General features: G+C 53.1%; 22 protein-coding genes. 15 read left to right on the top strand and 7 right to left on the bottom strand.

Annotated elements, in window-relative coordinates; translation table 11 throughout:
- The first annotated feature begins 25 nt into the window (after window positions 1-25).
- Entirely contained in the window at window positions 26-2095 is a 2070-nt protein-coding gene (locus tag JQC75_RS02810; protein ID WP_239002129.1) for a winged helix-turn-helix domain-containing protein, read from the top strand.
- 231 nt (window positions 2096-2326) lie between these two features.
- Window positions 2327-2608, top strand: coding sequence for a hypothetical protein (locus tag JQC75_RS02815; RefSeq protein WP_203325989.1), 282 nt, complete (start codon window positions 2327-2329; stop codon window positions 2606-2608).
- A 276-nt stretch (window positions 2609-2884) separates the two neighbouring features.
- Here the strand turns inward: JQC75_RS02815 and JQC75_RS02820 are convergent, their stop codons facing one another.
- The 3 genes from JQC75_RS02820 to JQC75_RS02830 are packed head-to-tail and all read right to left on the bottom strand — an operon-like array spanning window position 2885 to window position 4106.
- A complete protein-coding gene (locus JQC75_RS02820) occupies window positions 2885-3172 on the bottom strand; it encodes a hypothetical protein (protein ID WP_203325990.1) in 288 nt (95 codons plus the stop codon).
- A gap of 2 nt (window positions 3173-3174) precedes the next feature.
- The gene (locus JQC75_RS02825; protein ID WP_239002069.1) at window positions 3175-3645 is read right to left on the bottom strand and encodes a class I SAM-dependent methyltransferase; all 471 of its coding nucleotides are present in this window, start codon (window positions 3643-3645) and stop codon (window positions 3175-3177) included.
- A gap of 50 nt (window positions 3646-3695) precedes the next feature.
- Window positions 3696-4106, bottom strand: coding sequence for a hypothetical protein (locus JQC75_RS02830; protein WP_203325992.1), 411 nt, complete (start codon window positions 4104-4106; stop codon window positions 3696-3698).
- Window positions 4107-4468: 362 nt separating this feature from the next.
- Between JQC75_RS02830 and fccA the strand changes: the two genes are divergently transcribed.
- The 3 genes from fccA (at window position 4469) to JQC75_RS02845 (ending at window position 8212) form a co-directional block, all read left to right on the top strand.
- Window positions 4469-6250 carry a fumarate reductase flavoprotein subunit FccA gene (fccA, locus tag JQC75_RS02835; protein ID WP_203325993.1) on the top strand — a complete coding sequence of 594 codons (1782 nt, stop codon included), beginning with the start codon at window positions 4469-4471 and terminating at the stop codon, window positions 6248-6250.
- Window positions 6251-6420: 170 nt separating this feature from the next.
- Window positions 6421-7410 carry a 2-hydroxyacid dehydrogenase gene (locus JQC75_RS02840; RefSeq protein ID WP_203325994.1) on the top strand — a complete coding sequence of 330 codons (990 nt, stop codon included), beginning with the start codon at window positions 6421-6423 and terminating at the stop codon, window positions 7408-7410.
- A 67-nt stretch (window positions 7411-7477) separates the two neighbouring features.
- The gene (locus tag JQC75_RS02845; protein WP_203325995.1) at window positions 7478-8212 is read left to right on the top strand and encodes a dienelactone hydrolase family protein; all 735 of its coding nucleotides are present in this window, start codon (window positions 7478-7480) and stop codon (window positions 8210-8212) included.
- A gap of 70 nt (window positions 8213-8282) precedes the next feature.
- On the opposite strand, the gene JQC75_RS02850 is transcribed toward JQC75_RS02845, so the two are convergent.
- Window positions 8283-8906 (bottom strand): mechanosensitive ion channel family protein, encoded by a 624-nt coding sequence (locus tag JQC75_RS02850; RefSeq protein WP_203325996.1) that lies wholly within the window; start codon window positions 8904-8906, stop codon window positions 8283-8285.
- 91 nt (window positions 8907-8997) lie between these two features.
- Between JQC75_RS02850 and JQC75_RS02855 the strand changes: the two genes are divergently transcribed.
- From JQC75_RS02855 to JQC75_RS02890, 8 genes are all read left to right on the top strand, one after another.
- Window positions 8998-9744 (top strand): spermidine synthase, encoded by a 747-nt coding sequence (locus JQC75_RS02855; RefSeq protein ID WP_203325997.1) that lies wholly within the window; start codon window positions 8998-9000, stop codon window positions 9742-9744.
- Window positions 9745-9864: 120 nt separating this feature from the next.
- Entirely contained in the window at window positions 9865-11391 is a 1527-nt protein-coding gene (locus JQC75_RS02860) for a leucyl aminopeptidase (protein ID WP_203325998.1), read from the top strand.
- 204 nt (window positions 11392-11595) lie between these two features.
- Window positions 11596-12165, top strand: coding sequence for an alkyl hydroperoxide reductase subunit C (ahpC, locus tag JQC75_RS02865; protein ID WP_011758735.1), 570 nt, complete (start codon window positions 11596-11598; stop codon window positions 12163-12165).
- Between the two features lie 96 nt (window positions 12166-12261).
- The gene (gene ahpF / locus JQC75_RS02870; protein ID WP_203325999.1) at window positions 12262-13824 is read left to right on the top strand and encodes an alkyl hydroperoxide reductase subunit F; all 1563 of its coding nucleotides are present in this window, start codon (window positions 12262-12264) and stop codon (window positions 13822-13824) included.
- Window positions 13825-13952: 128 nt separating this feature from the next.
- Entirely contained in the window at window positions 13953-15077 is a 1125-nt protein-coding gene (locus JQC75_RS02875; RefSeq protein ID WP_203326000.1) for a GGDEF domain-containing protein, read from the top strand.
- A gap of 118 nt (window positions 15078-15195) precedes the next feature.
- Window positions 15196-16281, top strand: a complete 1086-nt coding sequence (locus JQC75_RS02880) for a porin (RefSeq protein ID WP_203326001.1) — start codon at window positions 15196-15198, stop codon at window positions 16279-16281.
- A gap of 9 nt (window positions 16282-16290) precedes the next feature.
- On the top strand, window positions 16291-16698 hold the full coding sequence (locus JQC75_RS02885) for a type 2 periplasmic-binding domain-containing protein (protein WP_203326002.1): 408 nt from the start codon (window positions 16291-16293) through the stop codon (window positions 16696-16698).
- A 45-nt stretch (window positions 16699-16743) separates the two neighbouring features.
- Window positions 16744-18363 (top strand): methyl-accepting chemotaxis protein, encoded by a 1620-nt coding sequence (locus JQC75_RS02890; protein WP_203326003.1) that lies wholly within the window; start codon window positions 16744-16746, stop codon window positions 18361-18363.
- Window positions 18364-18808: 445 nt separating this feature from the next.
- On the opposite strand, the gene JQC75_RS02895 is transcribed toward JQC75_RS02890, so the two are convergent.
- The 3 genes from JQC75_RS02895 to JQC75_RS02905 form a co-directional block, all read right to left on the bottom strand.
- The gene (locus JQC75_RS02895) at window positions 18809-18997 is read right to left on the bottom strand and encodes a hypothetical protein (protein WP_011758743.1); all 189 of its coding nucleotides are present in this window, start codon (window positions 18995-18997) and stop codon (window positions 18809-18811) included.
- A 137-nt stretch (window positions 18998-19134) separates the two neighbouring features.
- Window positions 19135-20517 carry a TlpA family protein disulfide reductase gene (locus JQC75_RS02900; RefSeq protein WP_203326004.1) on the bottom strand — a complete coding sequence of 461 codons (1383 nt, stop codon included), beginning with the start codon at window positions 20515-20517 and terminating at the stop codon, window positions 19135-19137.
- A 169-nt stretch (window positions 20518-20686) separates the two neighbouring features.
- Complete coding sequence (locus JQC75_RS02905) at window positions 20687-21133, bottom strand: OmpA family protein (RefSeq protein WP_203326005.1); 447 nt, start codon at window positions 21131-21133, stop codon at window positions 20687-20689.
- 303 nt (window positions 21134-21436) lie between these two features.
- Between JQC75_RS02905 and ohrR the strand changes: the two genes are divergently transcribed.
- Together ohrR and JQC75_RS02915 are read left to right on the top strand one after the other, a co-directional pair.
- Window positions 21437-21877, top strand: coding sequence for a transcriptional regulator OhrR (gene ohrR, locus JQC75_RS02910; protein ID WP_203326006.1), 441 nt, complete (start codon window positions 21437-21439; stop codon window positions 21875-21877).
- The gene (locus JQC75_RS02915) at window positions 21874-23088 is read left to right on the top strand and encodes a glycerol-3-phosphate dehydrogenase/oxidase (RefSeq protein ID WP_203326007.1); all 1215 of its coding nucleotides are present in this window, start codon (window positions 21874-21876) and stop codon (window positions 23086-23088) included. Before ohrR ends, JQC75_RS02915 begins: the two co-directional genes overlap by 4 nt.
- Window positions 23089-23096: the final 8 nt, after the last annotated feature.

Below are 23096 nucleotides of genomic sequence, written 5' to 3' on the forward strand. Positions count from 1 at the left end.
CGACACCAAACTCGAATTTCGGGTCATGCAGGTATTGGTGTGCCTGCTTGAGCGAGCCGGTCGCCCCGTCACTCGGGATGAGCTGATTAAGGAAGTGTGGCGCGGTGGCCAGGTGTCAGACAACGCCATCAACAGGATTGTCGCTCAGCTGAGAAATGCGTTGGGCGATGATGCCCGTACCCAGCAAGTCATTCAAACTGTCCCCAAGGTCGGTTATTTGCTGATAGCGGAGGTGGAACCACTCGAGAGTCAACCTGTAACGCTGCCGGTCGCGACACTCCTTCCTGAACCCCACCATGTAAAGGCTCCCGAGGCAGCGATAGAAGCTGAGGGCAGTAAGCAGCTGAATTCGCCGAACACATCGGACAATAAGCCGGTCACTGGTCAGTCAAAGCATAGCTATCTTGTTCTGGCGGCCTATGCGATGGCGGGTGTACTCCTGTCGCTGTTGGCATTTGTGGTCTGGGATAGCGTGAGTCAAAGCCGCGAGGCGAAGTCCGAACCTGTGCAAGACAGCATTGCTTCTTTACTGCCTTTAACTTCACTTGAAGGGCAGGAGGTAGATCCTGTGTTGTCACCTGATGGCAACAAGCTGGCATTCGCCTTTCGGGATCTCAGTGCCAGTGAGTGGCGAATTCTGGTGCAGGATCTTACCACAGGGCAAGTTTCGCTGGCAGACAACGCCCCCACCGCAAATAACCAGCGCCACCCAGCCTGGAGCGATGATGGCGGCCATCTGGCGTACTTGAATTTCGATGGAAAAGGGCGTTGTGAACTCGTGCTGTTGGACTTGCTGACCCGACACGCGAAAGTCGTTTCCGAATGCGATAAAGCGACCCAATCCAGTGCGCTGGCGATAAGAGGGCAGGAGCTGTACTTTGTGGACTCTGATGGCGTTGGCGATTTTAAAAAGATCTATCAGGTTAACCTCAACACCCTCAAGAAAGAGCAGCTAAGCCGTCCCCACAGCATTGGCCGTGGCGATTATGGTCTGAGCTTATCTCCGGATAAGTCTCAAATGGCGGTGCTGAGAAACTTAAGCTGGTTTGATACCCAGTTGATGGTGTTTAACTTCAGCACCGGTGAGTGGCGTCAGGTGCTCAAGGTGGGCTACCCCTTGAAGAGCGTAGCCTGGTCGCAAGATGGTAAGGGACTCATTTATCGCGCCGAAGAAGGGCAGCTGCACCGTTACGATTTGGACACGGGAGAGCGTGTTCGCCTGACCAAGATACTGCAGGAAATCAACTCACCCCGCTCTAACAGCAAGGGCCAAACGGCTGCCGTCGTAGGCGAGCTGATGGAGGAGGAGCTGTGGCATTGGTCAGTACCGGGCAATACCAAACCCGAACCATGGGTGTCATCCAGTCGACGTGATTATCGCGGCGCCATGAGTCCCGATGGGGCATTAACTGCCTTCGTGTCTAATAGAACCGGCCTGCCACAAATATGGCTAAGGCGGATAAATGGTGAAGAAATAAAGCTTACCCATTTCGACAGGTTTTCATTTATAGACGAGTTGACTTTTTCCCCTAACGGTAAATTATTGGCAGGCACCATTAATGGTGCTGCCTTTACTTTGGAACTCGCCAAATCCGAGATTCATTTTATTCCGGGAAGAACATCTGTCAGAAATATTTCATTTGGGATGAGTGCAGATGAATTGGTTATGTTTTCATCAGAGGCCGGTAAGCGGCAAATTCAGCTGGTGGATATGAATACTGGAAAGATGCTGAATCTATTGGCAGAAAATGGTTTTTCCGGAAAGTTCGATAGAGTCTCCGGCGAGTTTTATTATTCGAAAATGAACAGTTCAGGTATATGGAAGTTAACCCAAGGCGTGGAGACGCAAGTAACCGATAAGGTAACCCCACTTTTTTCCGGTGGTTGGCATGTGGCCGATGGCAGAATCTGGTATCTGAAGAGTGAGGAAGGATTAACCAAACTAATAGAGCTGGACGTCAATCATGCCAGGGAGAACGCGCATCCGATACCAATTGCCAATGTGTCTATGAACACATTATCAATGACAAACAATAACCAAGTGCTTTTATCCGTGCTGGCCAATGCCAATACGGATATTTTTATTGTGAAATAAATCAATGGCATATCTGTTAGTCACTTTTTCGTAACCTTTTCCTTGTCGCCAAATCTGAACGCCCGGGCCTACTGTTGAACCCATCAACTGGCCCGGTTGCGCACAACAAAGACGCCTTACCCTGAGTCGCTTTGATTTGCTATTCCGCTGGTCGCAAAAAGCAATGGCGCATCCCCGTGGCCGGGTCGGTTGATAATTAATGTATTAACTGTGGGATATGTGAGTCTCCCCATGTCGTTTATCGATTGGAAAGTGACTCTCGGTATTCTGCAGCCATTTATCAGCCTTGTTTCATTAAGCCCTTTTTTGGCGTGGAGAGTTTTGGTCATGAAAAAGTATATCACTATGTTATCAGCTGCAGCCCTTTCAACTGTCTTTGCTGTGCCATTTTACATGTCGCATGTAGAAAACAAGCAGCAGGAAGAAACTCCCAAGCTTGCTATTTGTGAGCCATTTCCAGATTGCATTATTTATCGTGTAGATGACAACGGCGAATTGACACAAGAGCGTTAATTAAGTTGGCAAACACCGGTTGTGATTTATTCCCTATTTTAATTAGCGAAGTATGTCGTTAATTGAATACCTGCGAAATAAAAGAAGGTAGCTTATGTGGTCTATCAGTCTATATATCGTGGGGGCACTGAGTGGATTATTTATAATCTATTACGTGTTCATCAATGTGGTTCTTGCGTCCGAGGAATCATGTTTGCTCGACCAAAAGGACGACTAAATCTCCCTTTCCGCCAAAGCCGGCACCTTGAGTATTCTTGGTGCCGCTTTTTATTTGGGCTAGAGACCGGCATCTCTTAAGTGCATGATGGCAAAGGTCCACACCACAAATGCCAGGGTGCAGTGTACCAGCGCATAAAATCCCTGGTCGAGACGCCGCATTCCCCGGGAATGCCAAATAAGCCAGCCGTGGGCAATCAGGATGAGAGGGTACATCGCCAGTAAAGGATAATAAAAGATGGGGTTACCCAGCCCTGCGATGGCGCGCCCCAACAGAGCCCACAGCACAATGAAGCCTGTCATCAGGGGCGGGATGGCATTTCGGTATTGATCCGGGTACGGAAACATAGTCAATCCAGAGGTTTGCGGCAGATGATTGTGGCTTTATAGGCGCCGCTGCCACCGGGTGTCTCGGGTGTGTCCTCACCATAATACAGTTGCTCCCAGTCAGTAAAGCGCTCTGTGAGTTCGTTAGTGCCCAGCAGGAATGCCGGATTTCTGGGTCTGCCGATACTGGCCTGTGCTTCGGTGAAGGTTTCATAAACCAGTATTCCACCTGGCAATACAGAATCCCGAATCCATGGCCAGAGCGGCCGGTGCAGGTAATTGAATACCAAAACCACGTCGAACTGTCCCAGAGAAGCTGTGACTCCTTGCTCAAGGTCGAACTGCTGTATGTCGGCTCTGGGATTCTCTTGTATCTGGGACGGAAGCGAGGCGGTTATCCGATCGACAAAACTGACACTGTGTCCACGCTCCAGAAACCACATACCGTTGCGGCCTGTACCACAGGCCAAATCCAGCACACGCAATGGTTGCATCGGAGCAAACCATTGAGGGAATGCATCGAAAAGTGCTGAGGGGGCAAGGGTCATCCTTTGATTTCCTTGCGGCTTTCTATACGGCGTCTGTGCCAGATGGAGTAATGCCTGAGTCCAGCGGGGCCATGGGACACCAGCACAGAAAGCAGCAAAATGACCACAAACAGCAGAGCTTTATGCTCTGGAAAAGGCACGAACAGGCACAGCAGCCCCAGCTTGGCCAGGGTGAGCACCCCTTTCAGTTGGATAAGCCAGCGCCAGTCACGCAGAATTTCCCAGCCCATCAAGAGGCTGCCACTTACAACGGCTAATAGCCAAAAGTCTTGCCACTCGGTCTTGGCAAGATGGAACAGCACGCCACCACCCACACCACAAACCCCGAGCAAGTGCAGTGCCCTGAGGCTGGTTTTACCTATACGCTGGATCCAAAAACTGGATTCGGAGAGCTCTTTGTTGGCCATTTGCTGTATCTGCTGACATTGATAATGGCAGCATACCAGCTGTGTGCATACCGTGGGAGTTCTGCGGCAATAAACCAACAAATCTGATGTCTTTTTATTGATAAAGTGTTGCCCCGTCGACATTTTTACCGTGGCGCCTGTGATCGGCTTCAATCATTGACGGAAAAGCTTGCCTGCACCGGCAATTAGCAATTTGCAAAGGATTTTTGGTGGAAAGACTGTGACTCACCCGAAAAAATACCCCTTTAGATAGTGCTACTATTTTTACGGTGGTTAGTGTTTTGCTCCGAATATTAAGAGTAATTAAGCGTAAAACACGCCATTTAAATACCTCTTTATAAGTAGTTTTTGGAGGAACACTTATGTTCACGGGAGCGATGAAAAAAACGGTACTGGCGGCACTGATCTCCGGGATCATGGCGGGCACTGCATGGGCGGGTGCCGATAACCTGGCCGATTTCCACGGTGACAACGGTTGCGACAGCTGTCACCAAAGCGACAAAGGACCCAGCAACGACAACCTGACCTTTGAAAACGGCCAATGCGTCAGTTGCCATGGCAGCCTTACTGAAGTAGCCGAAGGAGAGCGCGAAGGCATTGTCTCTCCCCACAAATCACACCTGATTGGCGATATTGCCTGTACCAGCTGCCACAAAGGCCACGAAAAGTCTGTTACTTACTGCGATGCTTGCCATAACTTCGGTTATGAGATCCCCTTCGCCGGTAAGTGGGAGCGCAAGTTTGTGCCTGTGGATGCAGATAAAGCCGCCCAGGATAAGGCCATTGCCGCCGGTCCCCGTGAAACCACCGATGTGGTCATCATAGGTTCGGGTGGTGCTGGGCTTGCGGCCGCCGTATCGGCCCGCGATGCCGGGGCCAAGGTCGTGGTACTCGAGAAAGAACCTGTACCGGGTGGTAACACCAAGCTTGCAGCAGGTGGTATGAACGCCGCCGAAACCAAACCTCAGGCCAAGCTGGGCATTGTTGATAAAAAGCAGATCATGATTGACGACACCATGAAAGGTGGTCGCAATATCAACAATCCTGAGCTGGTAAAAGTGCTGGCCAATAACTCTTCCGACTCCATTGATTGGCTGACTGCCCTGGGCGCAGACATGAATGACGTTGGCCGTATGGGTGGTGCAAGCGTTAACCGCAGCCACCGCCCAACCGGTGGTGCCGGTGTGGGCGCGCACGTGGCGCAGGCACTGTGGGATGCCGCAGTTGCACGTGAAGCTGATATTCGCCTCAACAGCCGTGTGGTGCGCATTCTGGAAGACGGCGCCGGTCAGGTTACCGGTGTGCTGGTGCAGGGTGCCTATACAGGTTATTACGTGATCAAGGCCGATGCTGTGGTGGTTGCCACCGGTGGCTTTGCCAAAAACAACGATCGCGTTGCCAAGTACGATGCCAAACTTAAAGGCTTTAAAGCCACCAACCACCCCGGTGCCACAGGTGACGGTTTGGATGTAGCCACCCAGGCCGGTGCTGACACAGTGGATCTGGAATACGTTCAGGCGCACCCAACTTACAGCCCTGTGGGCGGTGTGATGGTGACTGAAGCGGTGCGCGGTAATGGTGCTATTCTGGTTAACCGCGAAGGCAAGCGCTTCGTGAACGAAATCACTACCCGGGATAAGGCGTCTGCTGCGATTTTGGCCCAGAAAGGTGAGAGTGCATATCTGCTGTTTGATGACTCAGTACGTAAGAGCCTGAGCAAAATCGAGGGCTACGTGCACCTTAAGATTGTGAACGAAGGCAAAACCGTAAAAGAACTGGCCGACAAGTTAGGTATGCCAGCGGCCGAGCTCGAAAAGACCATAGGTACCTACAATGGCTTTGTGAAGAGCGGCAAAGACGAGCAGTTTGAACGGGCCGACATGCCACGGGAGCTGGCGAGCGCACCTTACTATGCCATCGAAGTGGCTCCGGCCGTGCACCACACCATGGGCGGTGTGAAGATTGACACCAAGGCCGAGGTTGTAAGCAAAGAAGGCAAGCTCATCAAGGGCATGTATGCCGCCGGTGAAGTGACTGGTGGTGTGCACGGTGCCAACCGTCTGGGCGGTAACGCCATCTCCGATATCGTGACCTTTGGTCGTATCGCAGGTGCCGAAGCGGCCAAGTTTGCGAAAGACAACTGATCTTCCTTAGCACGGAGTGGGCACCTGGGTGCCCAGCCTCAGGCGGCCCTTTGGGCCGCTTTTTTATTGGCCTTGCTCAGCAAAGGTGATCTGCTTCACCTTTCTGGCGACGACAGCCATGCAGAATTGGCTTACACTGCGGCCATTCACGCAATTCTCAGGACATTCCCATGAAAATCGGATTCTTCAGCGCCAAACACTACGATATGCAGCACTTTGACCGTACCAATGCCGGGTTCGGCGCTCATATCGAATACTTCGATTCCAGATTGTGCATGCAAACCGTCAAGCTTGCTTACGGCTTTGAAGTGATTTGTGCCTTTGTGAACGACGAACTATCGGCCGAAGTCCTGAATGAGCTCCATGGCAATGGTACCCGGGTAATCGCCATGCGCTGCGCCGGCTTCAACAATGTGGATCTGGAAGAGGCCAAACGCCTGGGTATGACGGTGGTGAACGTACCCGCTTATTCCCCCGAGTCAGTGGCAGAGCACACGGTTGCCCTGATGCTGACCCTGAACCGCAAAATTCACAAAGCTTATCAGCGTACCCGTGATGCCAATTTCTCACTTGAAGGCTTGGTGGGATTCAACATGCATGGCAAAACCGTTGGCGTGATAGGCACGGGGAAAATTGGTCTGGCGACCATTCGCATCCTGCTGGGTTTTGGTTGCAAGGTAGTGGCCTTTGACCCCTTCCCGAGTCAGGCAGTGGAAGCCCTCGGGGTGCCTTATCTGGGGTTGGATGAATTGCTGCAGCAATGCGACGTGGTGAGCCTGCATTGTCCGCTGACCAAGGAAAACCATCACCTGCTGCGGGCCGAAACCTTCGCCAAAATGAAACCGGGTGTCATGGTCATCAACACCAGTCGTGGTGGTCTGCTCAACGCCTTTGATGCCATGGAGGCCCTGAAGGTCGGTCAAATTGGCGCACTCGGGCTCGATGTGTACGAAAACGAAAAAGAGCTCTTTTTCGAAGACAAGTCCAACGAGGTCATTCAGGACGATGTGTTCCGCCGTCTGTCGGCTTGTCATAACGTGGTCTTCACCGGCCACCAGGCGTTTTTGACCGAAGAGGCCCTGGGCGCCATTGCCACCACTACCCTGACCAATGTGCAAAAGGCCCTTGCAGGTGAGCGCTGTGGCAACGAACTTTTCTGATGATCGGCGCTGACAGCGGCGACGGGGCTTGCTAGATTGAGTGCACTGTTAATTCCAGGAGGTCCCGATGCGCGTCTGTGCAGAACACCATGTTATCAATACCGCTACCGGCCCCATGGGCACCCGGGTTTATCGCCCAGCAGCACCGGGCAGTTTTCCGGCTATTTTGTTTTATTCTGAAATTTTTCAGGAGACAGCGCCCATCAGCCGCATGGCCACAGTGCTTGCCGGGCACGGATTCGTGGTCTTGGTGCCGGAAATCTTTCACGAGCTGAACCCCGCCGGTACTGTGCTCGGATACGATGATGTGGGTAAAGACAAGGGCAACAGTGACAAGGCCACCAAACCCCTTGAAAGCCACGACAGCGATACCGCCGCCATGGTGGACTTTGTGCGCCGTCAGCCCTGGTGCCAGGGCAAAATAGGCGCCATGGGTGTTTGTATCGGCGGCCATCTGGCTTATCGCGCTGCGGTTAACCCGGATGTGGCGGCGGCTTTTTGCCTGTATGCCACCGACATCCACTCGGGTACTATTCCCAGTCAGCTGGGTAACGACTCCCTCAGTCGCACCCGCGACATCCGAGGCGAACTCTATATGGTGTTTGGCAAGCAAGATCCCCATGTGTCAGGTGAGGGGCGCAGGCTTATCCAGCAAAATTTGGAACACCACGGCGTGAATCACAGCTGGCTCGAAGTCAATGCCGAGCATGCCTTTATGCGGGATGGCGATGCCCGCCATGACCCAGCCCTGGCGCTGGAGATGTACCAAAGCGCCATCGCCTTGTTTCAGCGAACCTTATAAGAAAAAGCGGCCTCAGGGCCGCTTTTTCGTTCTGTTCTTTTGTCCGCAGTTTTTGCTTTTTCGTCCGGCGTTACTGCGCCTTGGACGGTGATTTTTGTTCGGCGGCGTCTCTTGGCGCTTCTTCGGTTTTGGCAGGCTCAGGTGTTTTGGTCTCAGGGGCTTTGGCGTCCAGAGTCTTGGCTTCGAGGGCCTTGTTGTCGTAGACCTCGGGATTGAGCAGTTTGATCACCGACTTTTGCAGGATCTGGCTGTTGGGATAGGTGATAAGATTGCCGTCATCACGCTGAATAAGCACATGAAAAAGGGCAATTTCCTGAATAACCCCCCGGATATCTTCGTCCTTGTCCACCACCTTGATGCGATCGCCAATGCGGTACGGAAACACAAAAAATATCAACACGCCCGCAGTCAGGTTACTGAGAATGGACCATTGGGCGACCAGGGCAACCCCGAGCACGGCAAAGGCGGATGAGACAAAGAGTGCGACATCGTGGTAGCCCAGCCCAACCGATACGGCGATTAAAGACAGGGTGATAAAAAACAACACCGCCGTTAAAAAACGGCTGACGAGACTGGTTCTCGCGGCGCTGACCTGCTTCTTTTCGGCGAGGGCATTTATCACCCGCTTGAGATTGCGCTGAATAATGTAGAAAGCCAGCAAATAAAAACAGGCAAGCAGTATTTGGTTTGTCATAATAGCCCTTTGAAAACACCCCGGCAGAGGTCCTATTGTAAAGGGCCACACCGGGACCAGTGAAGGGCCATTCTGCGGCCAGGATGTAAATTTGTCTGATTTTTCGGTTATCTATCAAACTTCCGATGCCCTTGGCCCTATCCGGGTACTCGATAATGGCGAGTCGCGTATTCTCGCGTTTGGCGACAACGATGAGCAAAGCAAGCTCAACAAAAAAACACCCCATGTGCCCAAACACTCCTATGTGCAGGTGATGTTGGAGTCGCTGATGTTTTCCAGCCCCAAGAGTGCCATAGTGCTGGGGTTGGGGGGCGGCGCTCTGGTACATGCCCTGCGACGCTTTGATGGCGCGCTTAAGTTAACCGCCGTTGAGCTTAGAGGTGAGGTGATTGATATTGCGAAGAAATATTTTTATCTCCCCATAGGTAAAAAGCTCAATCTGGTTGAAGCGGATGCCGCTGTCTTTGTGAGTGACGCCGACCATAAAAAGGTCGACATCATTTTTGCCGATCTTTACGGCGCCGAAGGGGTGGACGCTAAGCAACTCACCGACAGCTTTATTCAGGGCTGTGTGAGATTGCTTAAACCCGGCGGTATGTTGGTACTCAATTGCTGGAAAGAACACCGCCAAAGAACCGATGTTCGTGACCAGTTACAACAACACTTTTGTGATGTGTACGCTAGCCTCAGCAGCGGTGGCAACTGGGTGATATTTGCCGCCCTGACCCCGGGTGTGCTCAAAGAAGAAGGATTGAAACAAGCCAGGGCCGAGTTATCGACCAGGTTGGAGTTTAATGTCGGCAAGGCCTCGCTCGGGTTCGGACCCTGGGCTGACTGATAAGGCGGTTAAGCGGACGTTGAAAATTGTAAGCCTCTGTTAACCCGGCGTAAGGTTGGGTTACCCCCCGAATACTCCTTTGTTATTCTTGCCAGTCCCATAATAACAAGGTGTGTTCTCATGCTGAAAACCTCTAAATCCACTCTTGCTGTGCTGTTTGCCTCTTTGCTTTCATTACCCGCAGTGGCCGACAAGGTGCACTTTTCATCTGAACTGACTGCCAGTGGTGAAACCCTGGTGCTGTTTAAAGTACAAAATACCGACTTCCCCGGCGCCCGTGTGCTGAGTGATGGCAGCCTGACTCACCTTGAGCGGGCCATGCAGGTCAATCAATTCGATGGTGGCGAAGGTGAAATGCTGGAGGTGCTGGCGCCTGCCGGCAGTCAGCTTAACCGGATCCTGGTGATGGGGCTGGGTGATGGCAAGCTGACCGACGGCGAACTCAATAACCTGGGGGGCAAGCTGGCCGACAAGCTCTCGGCCCATAAAGATACCCGCATCACCCTGATTGCCGAAGGCACTCCCGATGCAGCCAATCTGGCGGCAGAAGTTGCCCATGGCTTTGATTTGAAGCGCTATCAGTTTGGTCGTTACACCAACAAGTCGCAGGATGAACGTGAACTCAGTTTCGCCCTGTCTGACGCCAAAGCCGCGGCTGCCGAATATGCCCGCCTCGCTGCCGTGGATGCGGGGGTGGTGCTGGCCAGGGATTTGGTGAATACCCCCGCCGGGGATATGACCCCGGAAGACTTTGCCGCCGAGGCCCGTAAGCTCAAGAGTCTGGGCGTCAAGGTGACAGTACTCGATGCCAAAGGCATTGAAAAATTGGGTATGGGCGCCCTGAGCGGGGTCGGTAAGGGCAGCGAGAGCGGCCCGCGTCTTGTGGTTGCGCACTGGGAAGGCACCAAGGGGGCGCCCATCGCCATGGTCGGCAAGGGGATAACCTTTGACTCTGGCGGTTACAACATCAAGGCTTCCGGAGATTCCATCTCCCACATGAAATCGGATATGGCTGGCGCCGCTGCCATTTTGGGTACCGTAAAAGCCATGGCGATGCAAAAGGCCAAAGTGAATCTGGTGGCCGTGTTGCCGCTGGCAGAGAACATGGTTTCCGGTGATGCACTGCGCCCCGGAGATGTGCTGCGGACTGCAGAAGGTCTGACGGTGGAAGTGATGAATACCGATGCCGAGGGCAGGCTCATCCTGGCCGACGGCATGTGGTATGCCAGAACTCACTATCAGCCAAAGGTGCTGATTGATGTGGCAACCCTCACCGGCTCCAAGGTTCGTGCGCTGGGGCGTGAGTATGCGGGTATTTTCAGTGATGAAGAGGCGCTGGTATCCGGCTTGACCGCCTCCGGCGCTGCCATGGGCGAGAAACTCTGGCGTTTGCCGCTGGACAAGGCCTATGGGGATGAACTCAAGTCAAATATCGCCGATTTGAAAAATACCGGTGCCGAAGGCAGCGCAGGCGCTTCCTCTGCGGCCATGTTCCTCAAACGCTTCTCCGGTGATGTGCCCTGGGTACACCTGGATATCGCCGGTAATGCCTTGTCTTCATCGGAAAAACCGCTGAGCCCCGCCGGTGCCACCGGTTTTGGTGTGCGTTTACTGAGCCATTGGCTGACCGAGCAAGGCAGCAACTAAGCCTGCCATGAGTCAAGACGAAAAGGGAAAACGGCGGTTTTCCCTTTTTTTGATTAGTTCAAATAAAAAATCGATTAAGGTGATAGTTTTTATCCGTTATCAATGATTGATGTCCTTAGCTAATATGCTCTCCATCGGCGGGGCATACAGCCACTGCCCTGATAAATTCACTGAACCAAGCGTTTGTTTATTAAGGAGCAAAACATGACTCAATCCATCATCAACAGCACCATCAAGCCATTTAAAGCCACTGCTTTCCACAAGGGCGAATTCGTGCCTGTGACCGAGCAGGATCTGCTGGGCAAGTGGTCTGTGGTGTTCTTCTATCCAGCCGACTTCACCTTCGTATGTCCAACGGAGCTGGGCGACATGGCTGACCACTATGCCAAGCTGCAGTCCATGGGCGTGGAAGTGTACTCAGTGTCTACCGACACCCACTTCACCCACAAGGCGTGGCACGACACTTCTGACACCATCAACAAGATTGAATTCCCGATGGTGGCTGACCCAACCGGTATCATCAGCCGTAACTTTGGCGTGATGATCGAAGAAGAAGGCCTGGCCCTGCGTGGTACCTTCGTTATCAACCCAGAAGGTCAGGTAAAAGTAGCCGAAATCCACGATCTGGGTATTGGTCGCAGCGCCAGCGAGCTGGTTCGTAAAATTCAGGCCGCTCAGTACGTTGCTACTCACGATGGCGAAGTATGTCCAGCCAAGTGGCAGCCAGGTGACGAAACTCTGGCGCCTTCTCTGGACCTGGTTGGCAAAATCTAAGTTTTAGACTGCATCACCCCTTGCTCCGGGCCTCCCCCTGATTTGGCCCGGAGCCTTTCTCAGCGTTATTTATCTTTGCTTGCATCTGGAGCCACCATGTTAAACGCGGATTTGAAACAGCAACTTAAGACCTATCTGCAAAATCTACGGCAAGACGTCAGACTCGTGGTGTCTGCCGATGACAGCAAAAAATCTCAGGAATTGCTCGACCTGGCCAATGACATCTCCTCCTTGTCTCCGTTGGTTTCAGTGACCCAGGCCAGGCTCGAGCGCACCCCTGAGATGCAGGTGACCAATGCGCAGGGCACCGACATTCGCTTTGCCGGCTTACCCATGGGCCACGAATTCACGTCCCTGGTGTTGGCACTGCTGCACACTGGCGGACATCCACTCAAGCTGGACCTGTCTGTCATTGAACAAATCAAGGCGCTGCCACAGACGCTGAAGTTTGAAACCTTCATTTCTCTGAGCTGCCAAAACTGTCCCGATGTGGTGCAGGCTCTGAACATGATGGCTGCGCTGAACCCGAACATCAGCAGCACCATGATTGATGGTGCCCTGTTCCAGGACGAGGTGGAATCAAGGCAGATCATGGCTGTGCCCTCGGTATTCCTCAATGGTGAACTCTTTTCCCAGGGGCGTATCAGCCTCAAGGAAATCCTCGCCAGGGTGGATACCCAGGCCGCGGCGCGAGAAGCCGATGCCCTGAGCGAGAAGGACCCCTACGAGGTGCTTATCGTGGGTGCAGGCCCCGCCGGTGCCTCGGCGGCCATTTATTCGGCCCGTAAAGGCCTGCGCACGGGCCTGGTTGCCGACCGCTTTGGTGGACAGGTGACTGAAACCGTGGGCATTGAGAACTTTATTTCGGTGAAAGCCACCGAAGGCCCCAAGCTGGTGGCAAATCTGGAAGCCCACGTTCGCGATTACGAAGTGGATGTGATGGAAAACCAGAAGGCACTCAAGCTGACCAAAGACGGCCTCTATCAGGTGGAGCTGGCAAATGGTGCCGTGCTGTCCGGGAAGACCGTGCTGATCGCCACCGGTGCCCGCTGGCGTGAAATGAACGTACCCGGTGAGAAAGAATACCGTGGCCGTGGTGTGGCTTATTGTCCTCACTGTGATGGCCCGCTGTTCAAGGGTAAGCGTGTTGCTGTGATTGGTGGTGGTAATTCCGGCATTGAAGCCGCCATCGATTTGGCCAATATCGTGGAACACGTGACTGTGCTTGAGTTTGACAGCAAGCTGCGCGCCGACGAGGTGCTGGTTCGCAAGGCGCGCTCCATGGGGAATATCCATATTATTACCCAGGCACAAACCACCGAGGTGGTGGGCGATGGCAACAAGGTGACCGGGCTTGTGTACACAGACCGCGCCACAGGCGATGTCCACCGTGTTGAGCTTGCCGGTATTTTTGTTCAGATTGGTCTGGTGCCCAATACTGAATGGCTCAAGGGCACCCTGGAGTTGACTCCTCGCGGAGAGATAGTCGTGGATGAGCGCGGCCAAACCTCGCTGCCCGGTGTATTTGCAGCAGGTGATGTGACCAACTCGGCCTACAAGCAAATCATTATTGCCATGGGCAGTGGTGCGGCGGCGAGCCTTGGGGCCTTTGATTACCTTATCCGTCACAGCGAGGCCGATACCTCAGCAGCAGCCTGATAACAACCAACTCAAAAGCCGGCATCTTGCCGGCTTTTTTGTCGCTGCTTGATACGGGTGTACACCTAGAATGGTGCGCAGCACATGCTATAGTCATCCAATCATCTTCGTAAGTATCGGAAATCTTAGTGGATAAAGAATCACTGTCGTTTGATGAAGCGCTCAAGTACGAATCGCGCCAATACCTGTTGGTCAGCTTTCAATGGTTGAGCTTTATCAGCCTGGTGCTGCTGAGCGCCGTCGGTCTTAATATCGCGCTGGATCCCAACCTCGGCTTGGGGCGGGATGCCGTCTTTACCCTGATGCTGCTACCCGGCACCCTCTGCCTGGCGCATTTGGGGCTGAGGTTTGCCAAGGTTTCCTGGTCGAGGAGCCTCGGTTGGAATCTTTTCTTTTTGGCGGCGCTGGTCATCAGTTGGCTGGTGTCTATGTCGTTGCTGCGAGGCATGGGGCTTTTGGTGTTGCCGGGTATAGAGTCCCTCAGTGATGTGCTCAGCCTTGCCATGGCTGTTGCACTCTTTCCCAGCATGAAACTGACTGCCGCAGCGGTGGCGCCTTTTTTACTCTATTCGGCCTTTTATCGCTACGAAGTCTATCCAGAAAGCATTTACTTCAGTGTCATGCGCGCCCTGTTTATGTTTTTGATCATCATGAGTGCCCAGCGGGTGATCTTTAAATGGTTTCAAAAAGCTGTGCGCCGCAATGTGGAAAAGCAGCGGCTGGTAAAGCATTTTCGCCGTATGGCCCTGCTGGATGGCCTCACAGGTCTGAGTAACAGGCGTCATTTTGATGAAATTCTGAATCAGGAAATACGGGCCGCGTCCCGAACCGGGCATCCATTAAGTCTGATACTACTGGATATCGACTTTTTCAAACGGCTCAATGACTCGCTTGGACACCAGGCCGGAGATGATTGTTTGCGGCAGCTTGGGCAGCTCCTATCCGATGTGGCAGCAAGACCAAGGGATCTGGCCGTGCGTTATGGCGGTGAAGAGTTTGCAGTGCTGTTGCCTGAAACCACGGTAACAGGCGCGGCGGAGGTTGCCGATCGCATCGCCAGATTGTTGGCCAAGGCCGCCATGCCGCACCCGGACTCTCAGGTTGCTGCCCATATTACTGTGTCCCAGGGATTGGTGCAGTGGCAGCGGGGAATGGATGCCGCAGCCTTGTTGGAGGCAAGCGATGCGGCCCTTTACCGGGCCAAAGAAGACGGCCGTAACCGCTATGTACAATCAGCATCGCCAGGGGAGTAGATGGCGGTTTAGACCGGCTTTTCTTGATTTTGTTCATTAAAGTTAGTTAAAAAGTTGTCAATTTGTTGCTCGCGCCTAAGCTTAAAGTCGGATACACCTGACAAATAAAGGGTTTTGTATGAAGCACAAATTGGCTGTCTGCCTCGGCTCGCTGCTGCTCTCTGCGCCTGCGTTGGCTGAGATTAATATATCCGGGTTTGCCTCTGTTGTCGGTGGCAAGGTGTTGGAAGGCAGTGGGGTTGAAGAGTTTGGGCTCGAACCTACCTTCCTGGCCGATTATCCACTGGTGGGTGCCTACACGGAGGAGTTCAGCTTTGAACCAGACACCCTGTTTGGCCTGCAAATTTCTGCTGACCTTCTGGACGGACTTTCCGCTACGGCGCAAATCGTCTCCCGGGGCGCAGACGACTTTTCTGCCAACTTTGAGTGGGCTTATTTGTCCTATGAGCTTAACGAACACTGGACATTACAAGCCGGTAAAAAGCGCCTACCGCTTTACTACTACAGCGATTTCTTTGATGTGGGTTACGCCTATCCCTGGATTAGGCCACCCGCAGACAATTACACCTGGCAGATTTTTAACTACACAGGCGTGAGTGCCCTTTATAACTACCTAATAGGGGACTGGACGCTGACAGGTCAGGTGTATTTTGGCCGCGAAGATGATGAACCCAACAAGCTGTTGTCGGAATTCTTTTTTGGCGAGTCCACCCGGGAAATCTGGAAAGACATTGGCGGCGTGGTGGTGCAGCTTAACTATGAATGGCTGGATATACGTCTCACCCATATGCAGTACACCAACGAGCGCTACATTGGTGGTGAACAGGTGGAGTGGGACGGCGAAACCGAACGTGATGGAAAATTTTATGGTTTGTCGGTCAACATCGATTGGAACAATCTGGTGGTGCTGACTGAAATCAATCGCTTGACCCTTCAAGACTCAGATCTCGATACCTATTTGGTGACTCTGGGTTATCGCATTAAAGACTTCATGCCTTTTGTCTCTTATTCCGACTTTGATGATGGCAGTGAAATCCACAACACCACTTCTGTGGGGCTTCGCTGGGATTTCCACCCATCGGCCGCCTTTAAAATTCAATATGACGATGTAAAAGACGACGGAACCGGGGCCGGTACCGACGACTCCTGGCGGGTTGCCGGGGACTCCAAGTCAATCAGCCTGGGTATAGACCTGGTATTTTAGGAGAGAGCCATGAAAACCGTGATTTCTGCCATCCTTTTATGCCTGAGTGCCATGCAGGCCTGGGCCGGGGTAGCCGTGATAGTGCATCCAGGTAATGGCGACACTATTGATAAAAAGGCGATTGAGAATATTTATCTGGGCAAAACAAAGTCCTTCCCCGGCGGCAGTCAGGCCGTGCCGGTGAACATAGAGTCCGGGCCTGTTAGGGAAGCCTTCGATACCAATGTACTGGGTAAGTCATCCAGTCAACTCAAGTCATACTGGTCACAGAAGGTCTTTACAGGAAAGGGCACTCCTCCCAAGGAAGTGGCTACTGCCGAAGAGGTACTGGGGCTGGTGTCCTCCAATCCCAATATTATTGGCTATATTGATAGTAGTCAGGTAAATGGCTCGGTAAAGGTGGTTGCCGAGTTCTAACTGGCGGTGCCGACTCAGGTCGGCACCCCTTTTAAGGGGCTGTCTATGACATGGTTTAATAACCTTCCCATCTTTAAAAAAGTCGGTGTCATCTTCATCATTTCTGTGATCATCTTTGCGGTGAATCTCGCCATTAGCCTGGTCTCTATCAATAAAAATCGTGAAACCCTGGGATTTATGGAAGAGAAGATTTACCAGCGGGTTGAGCTGGCGAACCAAAATCTGATGTTGGTGCAGCGGCTCGAGGAGGTATACACCCAGGCGGTGTCATTTGCCGATGAAGACCTGTTGGAGCAAGCAGGCGGCCTGCATGAAAACCTGGCGGCCAACCTTACGCTGTTGCAGAGCTCAGACACAAAAGAGACCGACACGCTTCGACAGATGCAGTCGCAGCTTGCCAATTACAACCAGATAACCTCTGGCTTGGCAAAGAGCATGTTGGATGGTTCTGCAGATATGGCCAACATAGGTGCCATCAGTCAGAAAAAGTCCGCTGTGTATGAAGCCCTGCTGGGTCATGTGCAGCAATACAAGCAGGCTAAGGTACTGGAATTCAAAAACTCCATCAAAGAAGCTGCAGACAGATCGCAAAACAGTCTCTGGTTGACCATGGTGGTGGGGGTGGTGCTGCTGTTGTTTATGGCCATAGTGACTATGTCTATTGCTCGGGCCATCAGTGCCAGTGCCAAAGGTGTGGCCCATTCTCTTGGTGAGTTGGCCAATGGCAAGGGGGATTTGCGCCACCAGTTGCCCGCCAGTAGTCGCGATGAGCTGGGGCAGGTGTCCGGTAACTTCAATCGCTTCCTAGGGCTCTTGGCGGACTCCATCCAAAGGGTGGTGAATGTGACGGCACCGCTGCTCAACAACGCCCATGATTTGAAAGACAAGATGGAGACGGCAACAGGGGCTACCCAGCGTCAGAGCCACGATGCTCAAACTGTGCAGGCGTCTATGGAAGAGATGCGATTGTCGGTAATTGATATCTCCCATAATGCCAGCCAGGCCGCAGATGCCGCGCAAATAGCCGAGCGGGAGGCCACTGACGGGATGGCCGTGGTACAGCGCACCATGGACATTTCCCTTGAGCTGAATCGCGAAATTGAGCATGCGGCGACCGCTATCAATGAGTTGGCAAGGGATACCGAAAGCGTCAGTTCGATTCTGAATGTTATCACCTCCATCGCTGAGCAAACTAACCTATTGGCACTGAATGCTGCCATTGAGGCGGCCAGGGCTGGAGAGCAGGGGCGCGGTTTTGCGGTGGTCGCAGATGAAGTACGCGCGCTGGCATCTAAAACTGCCGATGCCACCAAGGAAATTCGTGAGGTACTGTCGCGGCTAAAGGGCGCTGCCGAATCGTCGGTAAGCACCATGACTGTGGCTATGTCCAAGTCGAGTGAAAACGAGGAGCATGCACAAAAGACGGGAATGGCACTCAAGACCATTCAGGAGCAAATTGTCAGTATCAATGCAATGAACACCCACATTGCCAGGTCAACCGATGAGCAGTCTCAGGTGGCCTCCAGGGTGGTGGATAATGTGGTTGATATGAATGCGTCCTTCGAACAAACCCTGAATATTCTGGATCAAGTGCATCAGGTTTCGTCTGAGCTATCTGAGTTTGCCGAAGAGCTACAAAGCGCGACGTCCCAATTCAAGCTTTAATGTTGAACCGCAGAAACTCAGGGGGGAGGTGTGCTTTTTAATACTAAGCGTACCCCACCCTCTGTCCTATCAGCCCCTATCTGTGTGTAGGGACAATCCTTGTATCGGTACCTGCTGAGTCTTTCTATGTTTCAGTCCTTCTCTGGTCCAAAGTAATCAAGCCGGAGTTAAGGCCATGAACAAAATGCTGAGCTTGGGAATGCCTTCAAGGGGCGCTGGTCGTTAAACTTAGCAAGACCTTGGGGCAGTTGCTATCCGCGCAATGATTTGATCAACAACGCCCACTGACACTGATCCTTATGACCCCGAGAGTGACAGGCGCCAGTGTGAGGCGCAGGTGGAGCAGTATATGGATGAAAAAGCGGCAGAAAAACAAAAGCGCCTGGCTCGAGAGCAGCAGGCGCTGTTGGATGAGGCCATTGCCTCCCGCATCGAACGTTGAAGGTCAGGCGGTAGTGTCTATATTGTGGCCAATGTTGCCAACGGGTTCGGCTTTTGGCGCTGGCGCAGTGGCGGCAGCAATCAGGTCAACGGCGATTTGCCCTTCCACTTTTTGCTGATCTTTTGCCAATTGTGCCACCTTCACGCCGATAGCGCCGTGGCTCAGATTGGGTTCAATGCTGTTGATGCTCATCGACGGAAGACTCCTCCTGACTGCATGTGGTCGATAACTGTTTATCGGCCACCATGCAGTAAACTTTAGCGCCACAGCCGCTCATTGCAAGGGCTCATTGCAAGGGCTCATTGCAACGGAGCATGGCGCCTTTGGCATTAGCTTTGACGGGCGGTCAGTAACTTTCGCCCAATAATCAACACGCTGGTAATGCCGATAGACCCCAGGATCAGCGCCACCGCCAGCACCACATTTTGCAGTGATGTGGGATCCAGTACCAGCATGCCGCCCAAGCCGACCATCATGATGCCTGACATCAGCTTGAGGGTTTGACCTTCCTTCTCGCTCAGTTTGCGCTTACCCAGTGTCAGGGCAAACACCAGCACTATCAATGCCAGTGGGATCACGTAGACGACGTTGTACATCACCAGATAAAAATAGCGCTCTGTCGCGGGCAGCTCGTGCATGGCCAGCACACTGGTATAAATCATCGGGAAGCCGGCGGTACAGAGCAGCTCGTAGGCGTTGGCGAGAATAGCCAGCACTGTGGTGCCCAATATCATGGCGGTCATGGAGCTGGCACTGGATAACTTGCCCATGCGTTTAATCAGCCCGGTGCGTTTTTCGGCCGACATGGACAGACTGACGTCGCCCTTTTCAAAGAAAAATTCCTTGATGTTGATTGTACCCGCCACCAGCGCCAACAAGCCTGCGGCGAAAATGATGCTGCCGCCATCGCCATCGGCTCCCAGCAGTTCAAACATGTTGAGCCATGCGGTCATAAACAGGAAGTAAATAAAGCCTGAGAAGAACACGAAAATGCCACCCACAATCAGCATGCGACTGCGGCTCTTGGCGTTGACCATGATGGACAGTAAGAACAGGAGGACGAAAAAGGCGCAGGGATTAAAGGCGTCGACTCCGGCCAGCACCAGGGTCAGCAGCGGCAAAGATAGCTGGTCCGGTGTAACAACACCGATAAAGGGTAACTCAACCGGTTGCACATCTGAACTGGCGGCCTCCTCACCGAGATCGCAGGTTCCGGCTTCACCGGCGGAGCTGCAGGTGCCAAACAGTGGCTGCTCTCCTGTGCTGGCCGCGTGTATCACTGACGCATCATCGCCGACCACGCCACCCAGGCTGCGATAGCACTCCTTGAGCCGTCCGAGCAGGTATTGCCCGGTCACATCCGCACTGCTGTATCCCACGCTGGCTTTACCGCAAATGGCGAAATAGGGCACTGAGCGGGCCTCTGTGCCGGTAGCCTTGGCGACGGCCTGCCATTTTTCCCGGGCACCGGGCGCCGTGATCATATAAGACTCGAGGGAAATCCACGGATACTGCTCTGGCAATGCATCGATAAAGGGATGTGCCTCGGCGCAGTGTGGGCAGGTTTTGGACCAGAAAAAGTAGAGTTTTACTACGGGTTTACCGTCGGCATCCACCTGGTGCCAAACCGGCGATGTGGAGAGATCTTCTGTGGCAGAAAACGCCGGAACTGACAGGAGCATCAGCAATGAAAGCAAGAGTGCGCGGACCATATGGCCTCCAGACCCACCTGTGGTGGGAAGCAAAGACAAAACCTCTGACTCTACTTTACTGAAATCCCCATGGCGGGCTAAATCATGCTTTCAAAACTGTAAAACACATCAGAAAAATACCGGAATTGAGATCAAGATGCCCTTCATTCCACTGAAAAAAATCGTGATTTCAAAGGCGATGTACTGCTACTGACGCGTCTGCCAACATTTGGCCTTGCTCTTCATCGGTGGCTTTACACCATTTCAGGGCCAGGGCGCGGCTCTCTGTGTCTACCGCCGTGCGAATACGGCTCACCATGACGGCACCAAAGCCCGCATTGGTTAGATAGCTTTTAACCCGCTCAATGCGGCGCTCGGCGAGCCACATATTGTACTTTTGCAGCGCATCGTCACCGGCATTGCGGTTGAACTCAAATTCAAGCAACAGATACCCATTGCCAGTGTCGGCACTGGTTTGCTGAGTTTCAAGCAGTTGTTTCAGGGTAGCAGTGCCCGTGGCGTCGAAGTAGGAGCTGTTTTTGTCGAAATTCACAGCGCCGAGCTCTGTACTGCCTTCACAGCTGGCGTTGGCGCCAAATACTGCAAGGCCTATCATGATAGTTATATATTTCAGCATCCTTCACCTTTAAAGAACAAAATCCTGTAAAATCTGGGTTCTTTAGGCCTGTCACTGTAAGGGAAAGCCTACCGGAATTCAATTTGTATACAGAGGCAAACACGGTGGTTTTTTACGTGTAAAAAACGTCAGAAAACCAACGCCGCGACCTGGCTGTCTCTGTCTCTCTTTTCGGTGTTTGGGTGTCAGTAATTTGGCTGGGGTAAATTGTCATTTTTCACTGAAATTGGCTCGCCATATGGCCGTTTTTTTTGCTATAACACAACTAATTTGTGTGCAATGTAAATCGATGTGAGGCTTCAGGTGCAAGATACTCTGGCTTTGGACCGACAGGTCTGCTTTTCGCTCTATCGGGCGAGTAATGCGATGATCCGCGCCTATCGTCCCGTTCTGGATGGGCTTGGACTGACGTATCCCCAATATTTGGTGATGTTGGTGCTCTGGGAAGAAGAAGGCCTCAGTGTGAAGTCGCTGGGAGAGCGGTTGCATTTGGATTCGGGCACCTTAACGCCATTGCTTAAGCGCCTGGAGCAAAAAGGCCTGGTTACCCGTGGCCGATCTGCTCAGGATGAAAGGGTCAGGGTGTTGCATTTAACTGACGACGGCAGGCTCCTCAAGCGCGGCGCCCGGGATATTCCCGACAGAATGCGCTGCATGGTGGGGACCGGACTCGATGAACTGGCCGAGCTGAAAAGGTTGTGTGACAAAGCGGCCAAATTGTTGGAGCGGGAATCCATAGGATGAAGCGAGTGGACGTGCTGGTGGTGGGCGGCGGTATTGCCGGCGTGGGCATCGCGCAGTTTGCTGCGGCGGCCGGGTATTCTGTCGCCTTGATTGAACGGCAGCGGATAGGCGAAGCGACTTCCGGCAATTCCAGCAAGCTCATCCATGGAGGGCTGAGATACCTTGAGACGATGCAGGTGGACCTGGTGCGCAAGTCGCTGAAAGAGCGCCGTGCGCTCCTCAGGCTGGCGCCGTCTCTGGTGAAGGCAGTCCCCTTTTATTTTCCCGTATATCGCAATAGTCGCCGTGGCGCACTCACCATCAGGGCCGGTTTGTCCCTTTACGGCTTGCTGAGTGAATTCGATGCCCTCGGACGCTTTAAAACCCTGACCAGGGCTCAGTGGTCCAGGTTGCAGGGGCTAAACGATTGCGGGCTTGAGACAGTGTTCCAATATTGGGATGCGCAAACCGACGACAGGCTCCTGTGTGAAGCGGTGGCGCACAGTGCAACCCTGCTCGGGACTGATGTGTTTGAACAGGCTGAAGTTGGGCATATCCTTCATCGCGGTGAGGGCTGTCAGGTAAGTTTTACCCAGCAGGGGCAGCAACATGAAATACAGGCTGGCGTGGTCATCAACGCCTGCGGCCCCTGGGTGAACCAGTTGCTGGCGCGGGTGACGCCAGCGGTATCGGCGCTGGAGATTGACTGGGTTCAGGGCGCGCATCTTTTGCTGGATATTCCGCCGGTAGAAGGGGTCTTGTATCTGGAATCCCCCATCGACCAACGGGTGGTGTTTGTCATGCCCTGGTATGGTAAAACCCTGGTCGGCACCACTGAGACCCGCTTAACTCAGCTGGATAACAAACCTGCCGTGACCGAAGCTGAAAGGCGCTACCTGTTGGCGCTCTATGCCCACTATTTCCCCAGGGCTGGAGGCGTTGATGAGCTTGATAAAAAAGTGGCAGACACCTTTTGTGGGGTGAGGGTGTTACCCCGCAGCGGCGGTGATGCTTTTCACGCGCCGCGGGACACCCTGATGCACACTTGCCGCTCTCACCCCAGACTGCTCAGCCTCTACGGCGGTAAGCTGACCACCTTTCGCAGCAGTTCTGCAGAGGTGCTTGACTGGGTAAGGGAACAGCTAGGGGAGAGAACCGCGATTGCCGATGTCGATAAATTGCCGCTCAGCTGTCCGGTGAACCGGGATGATTTTATGGCGCAAACAGGCTAAAGTGTGCG

This window comes from Shewanella litorisediminis (assembly GCF_016834455.1).
GTDB classification, from domain to species: domain Bacteria; phylum Pseudomonadota; class Gammaproteobacteria; order Enterobacterales; family Shewanellaceae; genus Shewanella; species Shewanella litorisediminis.